The following is a 4,646-nucleotide window of genomic DNA, read 5'->3' on the forward strand; positions in this document are numbered from 1 at the left end:
GCACCAGACCTCCTCGACCGACAACAAGGAGGGGGCGACCCCGACCCGATCAGATCGTACATCGAGCGGTTCCGTGAGACGGAGCCCATTCTCGAAGTCGAACCCCTGTCAGTGCTGGGCGGCAAGCGGGTGTACGTCTCGATAGCCTTCGACACGATCCAGTGGGACAGCATCGCCGAGCGGCTCTCAGATATGGGCGTCCACCATCGAATGGGGACGACCATCTCCGCCGGCTGGGAGCGCTGGACGCTCTATCTCGAGGAGCCCGACCGACTCAACGACATCATCGAGCAGATCGAAGCAGCGGGTAACGACGTCCGGCTGGTGCGGAACGTGGAGCTCAGCGAGATGACGATGCAGCCTCAGCTCGACGCCTCCCGGCTCCTGACGGTGCTCACGCCCAAACAGCGAGACGCCCTCCAAACCGCCGTCGACACCGGCTACTACGGCGTCGACCGCGAGACAACTGTCGAGGAGATCGCCGACGAACTCGGGGTCTCACAGACCACCGCGTGGGAGCATCTCGCCCGCGCTGAGGCGAAGGTGATGGAAGAGATCGGCGAACACCTCCACTGACGGTCGTTGAAGTGTCACTGAGAACACCTCCACTGACGGTCGCGCGATAGCGTCGACGATTCCTACCGAACCACCGTCACCGGACAGGGCGCGCGGCGCACCACCTTCTCCGCGACGCTGCCGAGCAGCACTCGCGTAATTCCCGTCCGTCCGTGGCTCCCGATGACAATCTGGTCCACGTCGTGCTCTTCGGCGTAGTCGACGATGGCTCGCGCGGGACGGTCGGTCACTCGGACCGTTTCGATTTGCCGGCTCTCGGTCGCGGCGATTTCTGCAGCCTCGTCGAGAATCGCGTCGGCGCGTTCCTCGGCCTGCTCGGTCCACTCGCCGGGGTAGCTCGTCGCGTCGGGGCCAGGGGCCGCGGCGTAACCGGCGGCGATTGGGTCGACAGCCGTGAGCGCAGTTATCTCTGAATCGGGGAAGTTGCGGAGCGCGTGTTTGAGCGCGTCGTTCGACTGGGGCGAGCCATCGACCGGCACGAGTACCTCTTTCTCGGACATGGAGATGGTGTTGGCGCGGTAAGGCGAAAAGCTACCGGCCGACCTTTTTTCGCGGGCCGGTTTCGCCGGCCCTGGCAAAAGCTCGAGCAAAAGCCTGCGAGCCTCCCATCGCCTGCGGGCGACCCACGAGTCGCCCGCACGGCTCGAGGGACGGCATGGCCAGCCCTCGGTGGTCGGCTCTCGGCCCGCTCGCTTCGCTCGCGGTAGGTGACCGTCGGTATCAACCGCCTACTCCTCCAGATCGTCGTAGGGCCAGCGGCCGCCCATCTTCAGCTCCTGCACGTACCCCTCGTCGATGGCGTCGCGGGTCTCCTCGCGGCTGCGGTGCTCGACGTCGAACTCGTCTTGGGCGGCGCGGTAGACCGCCTCGGTCACCAGCGTCGCGACATCGCGGAGGTCACGGGAGTCGAGTTTGTCCAGCGTGTCGGCGTGGGTGTGGCCCCAGCCCCGACCCGACTGCTCGGAGGTCGTGCCGGTCATCGTCGCCGGCACGCCCTCCTGGACGAACGCCCACTGGTCGCCGTGCGGGGAGATGGTGTCGCCCGTCGAGAGCGGTGCGTCGAACTCGTCGGCGACGGACTCGAACAGCTCCTCCAGCGCCTCGAACTCGTTGGTGCCGACCCGGAGGTTTCGGGAGCTACAGGCGCCGTCGAGGTTGATGACGCATTTGACCTGCGAGAGGTCCGTCGTCTCCGCACAGTAGTACGCGCCGCGGAGCCCGATCTCCTCGGAGCCGAACGTCACGAAGCGAACCCGGCTGTCGAGTTCGTCGGCGACGTTCGTGAGCAGGCGCCCGACCTCGGCAGTCAGGACGGAGCCCGCGCCGTTGTCGTTGGCGCCGTCAGCGATATCGTGGCCGTCGACGTGGGCGGTGACGAGCACCTCCTCCTCGGCGTCGGCTTCGGCGGTTTCACCGCCTCCGTTCCGATCCTCCGGCTCGGATGGCCCGACCACACCCTCGATGTTCCGGGAGGTGGCCGTCTCGTTCCGGCAGTCGACAGTGACGGTCGCCTCGGCATCGCCGTTCTCGGCGTAGCGTGCGAGGCGCGCACCGACCTCCTTGCTCACACCGACGGCGGGGATGGGGCCGGGACGGTTGTGGTAGCCGACCTCGCCGGTCGGCGGGAGCGCCCCCTCGATGTGGTTGCGGAAGACGAACGCCGCGGCGCCGTGGTCGGCGGCGTTGACGTACTTCTCCATCCGGTGGAGCCAGCGGTCGGCCGACTCCGGCGTGTCGCTGGAGGCCATCGCGATGGCGCCCTCCAGTTCGTCGTCCTTCTCCTCGAACTCGTCGTACGTGCCGGTCCCGACGTCGACGACGCGGCCCGTCGCTTCGCCCGCCGGCGTGCCTGGCAGCGCGATGACCTGATGGCTCCCGTCGTGGACGCGTTCGCTGGGGCTCTCGACGGTGAGCGAGGAGCTCCCGCGCCACCAGCCGGGGATTTCGAACTCGTCGATCTTGACCTCCGAGAGGCCGGCGTCCTCGAACGCCTCGCGGATGATTTCGGCGCCAGCCTCCTCGCCGGTTTGACCGGCCATGCGGTTGCCCACGTCGACCAACTCTTCGAGCCGGTTCCACGCGAAGCGGCTCGTCTGTGCGTCGCCGATGACGTCGTCGGGTAGCTGAACCATGTGCGATGTGTTTACGGGGTTCGGTAAAGGGGTGTGGGTCGGGGTAATTCCGAGGGCAAGACAACGTGAGCGACCATCGGAAGCGAGCGATGAACTGCCCTCGAAAAGTGGGCCTGGTGGGACTGGAGACAGTGCAAACAGGAAGTGCCAAAAACGAGAGAACCGGCCGCAGTAGCCGTCTCAGTCGTCAGCCGCGGCTGGTTCCGGGCCGTGGTCGATATCCGTGCCGAGCATGACGAGGAACTCAGCGAGCCACTCCGGATGGTCGGGCCAGGCCTGTGCCGTGACGAGGTTCCCGTCACGAACCGTCTCGTCCACCCACGAGCAGCCAGCGCTTTCGACTTCGGCACGAACCGCCGGGTAGGAGGTGATCTCCCGGTCGTCGAGCACGCCTGCGGCCGCAAGGACCTGCGGGCCGTGACAGAGGGAGGCAACGGGTTTCTCCGCTTCGAAGAAATGCTGGACCGTGTCGAGCACCGAGTCGTACGTCCGCAGGTACTCGGGTGCGCGCCCGCCCGGAACGACCAGCGCGTCGTACTCCGCGGGGTCGATATCTTCGAGCGTCGCGTCGAGGGTGAAGTTGTGGCCGCGGGTCTCCAGATACGTCTGGTCGCCGCGGAAGTCGTGGACAGCCGTCTTCACGGTGTCACCGGCGTCCTTCTCCGGACAGACCGCGTGCACCTCGTGGCCGACCATCTCGAGCGCCTGATACGGGACCATGACCTCGTAATCCTCGACGAAGTCGCCTGCCAGTTCGAGTATCTTCTTGTTGGACATCTAACTCACCTGGACCATAATTAGGATCGAGACAGGATAGGCGTTGTGCCGTCTCGTAGCGAAACCGGCACAGAAACGTGATACCGCCCGAAAACAATAGATCAGCTACCGAAGATACACCGTCATCGGAGCGGTGCCCTCGGCAACCGGGGTCAGTCGGCGACAGCGACGACCACCGGCTACTCGACCGTCGTCTCGAACACCGTCCGGACACCGTCGATCTGCAGCGAGAGCGGGAGCGACGCCGTCACGCCGCCGCCGCGTTCGGGTGCCTCGGCCTCGTCGATGGCCTGTTCGGGCGTGAGCGGGAGGTGGACGAACCCGGCCGGCGTGTCGCGGCCGGACCGCTCGAACTGGTCCAGCAGGCTGTAGAGGGCGTGGTTACAGCAGTGGGTCCCCGCTGAGTTCGACACCCGCGCCGGAACGCCGGCGTCGAGCATCGCCTCAACGGCTTCGACGACCGGGACGGTCGCGAAATGCGCGTCCGCGCCGTCGGCAGTGATTGCCGTCGCGTGCGGGGAGGCATCGACGTTGTCCGGGACCGTCACCGCGTCGTTGAGGTTGACCCCGACACGCTCGACACTGACAGTTGTGCGACCGGCCGCAAGGCCGGTGGCGACGACCGCCGCGGGGTCGTGCTCGGCGACCAGCCCAGCCAGTTCGTCGTCGACGCGGTCGAACTCGACCGGGAGGACCTCGCCGACGATCTCGTGGCCTGCGACGGTTTCGCCGTCGAGTTCGCGTGCGACCTGTGCGCTGGGGTTCGCATTGTGCTCACCGAATGGTTCGTAGCCCGTACAAAGGAGTGTCATACCCGGATGCTGGGCGCTGGGGGTTTTGGGGTTTCGGTGGGGGCAACGAACGTGATCGAGACAACTCGGCGCTTTGCGCCGAGGCAAACCGACCACGAAACGCGACCCGGGAGCGGAGCGACCGGAGAGCGTGCGGTGTGGTCGACGGCTAGGACAGTGTCACTCCTGCCACCCTGGGGCACCCCACCTCGAAGCGCACGTTCATTTCGCGTCACTGACGGGAGATCAACCCGCCAGTCCCCGCGCAATCCAGTGTGTTTCAGATTCCTTGAAGCAGTTTCTTCTCTCTGGTGTCTGATAGTGAGTACTGCGAGTCTGTCCCGCCGTGACCATCCGTGTCGGTGATGGG

General features: G+C 66.2%; 5 protein-coding genes. 1 reads left to right on the plus strand and 4 read right to left on the minus strand.

Translation table 11 applies throughout. The annotated features are described in order from the left end of the window. The coding region (locus V5A38_RS14335; RefSeq protein WP_332326445.1) for a helix-turn-helix domain-containing protein at positions 1–576 on the plus strand (576 nt) is incomplete at its 5' end. Between the two features lie 62 nt (positions 577–638). Here V5A38_RS14335 and V5A38_RS14340 read toward each other — a convergent pair. The 4 genes from V5A38_RS14340 to V5A38_RS14355 form a co-directional block, all read right to left on the minus strand. Continuing rightward, positions 639–1,076 carry a universal stress protein gene (locus tag V5A38_RS14340; RefSeq protein ID WP_332326446.1) on the minus strand — a complete coding sequence of 146 codons (438 nt, stop codon included), beginning with the start codon at positions 1,074–1,076 and terminating at the stop codon, positions 639–641. Between the two features lie 228 nt (positions 1,077–1,304). Continuing rightward, positions 1,305–2,708, minus strand: coding sequence for a M28 family peptidase (locus tag V5A38_RS14345; RefSeq protein WP_332326447.1), 1,404 nt, complete (start codon positions 2,706–2,708; stop codon positions 1,305–1,307). 180 nt (positions 2,709–2,888) lie between these two features. Beyond that, complete coding sequence (locus V5A38_RS14350) at positions 2,889–3,485, minus strand: DJ-1/PfpI family protein (RefSeq protein WP_332326448.1); 597 nt, start codon at positions 3,483–3,485, stop codon at positions 2,889–2,891. A 179-nt stretch (positions 3,486–3,664) separates the two neighbouring features. Continuing rightward, the gene (locus V5A38_RS14355) at positions 3,665–4,297 is read right to left on the minus strand and encodes a peptidase (RefSeq protein WP_332326449.1); all 633 of its coding nucleotides are present in this window, start codon (positions 4,295–4,297) and stop codon (positions 3,665–3,667) included. Between the last annotated feature and the right edge of the window lie 349 nt (positions 4,298–4,646).

It is taken from the genome of Halolamina sp. (genome assembly GCF_036626355.1).
Lineage (GTDB): Archaea > Halobacteriota > Halobacteria > Halobacteriales > Haloferacaceae > Halolamina.

Coding starts and splice junctions, on each gene's coding strand:
- V5A38_RS14340 (WP_332326446.1), bottom strand. CDS start 1,076: ATGTCCGAGAAAGAGGTACTCGTGCCGGTCGATGGCTCGCCCCAGTCG.
- V5A38_RS14345 (WP_332326447.1), bottom strand. CDS start 2,708: ATGGTTCAGCTACCCGACGACGTCATCGGCGACGCACAGACGAGCCGC.
- V5A38_RS14350 (WP_332326448.1), bottom strand. CDS start 3,485: ATGTCCAACAAGAAGATACTCGAACTGGCAGGCGACTTCGTCGAGGAT.
- V5A38_RS14355 (WP_332326449.1), bottom strand. CDS start 4,297: ATGACACTCCTTTGTACGGGCTACGAACCATTCGGTGAGCACAATGCG.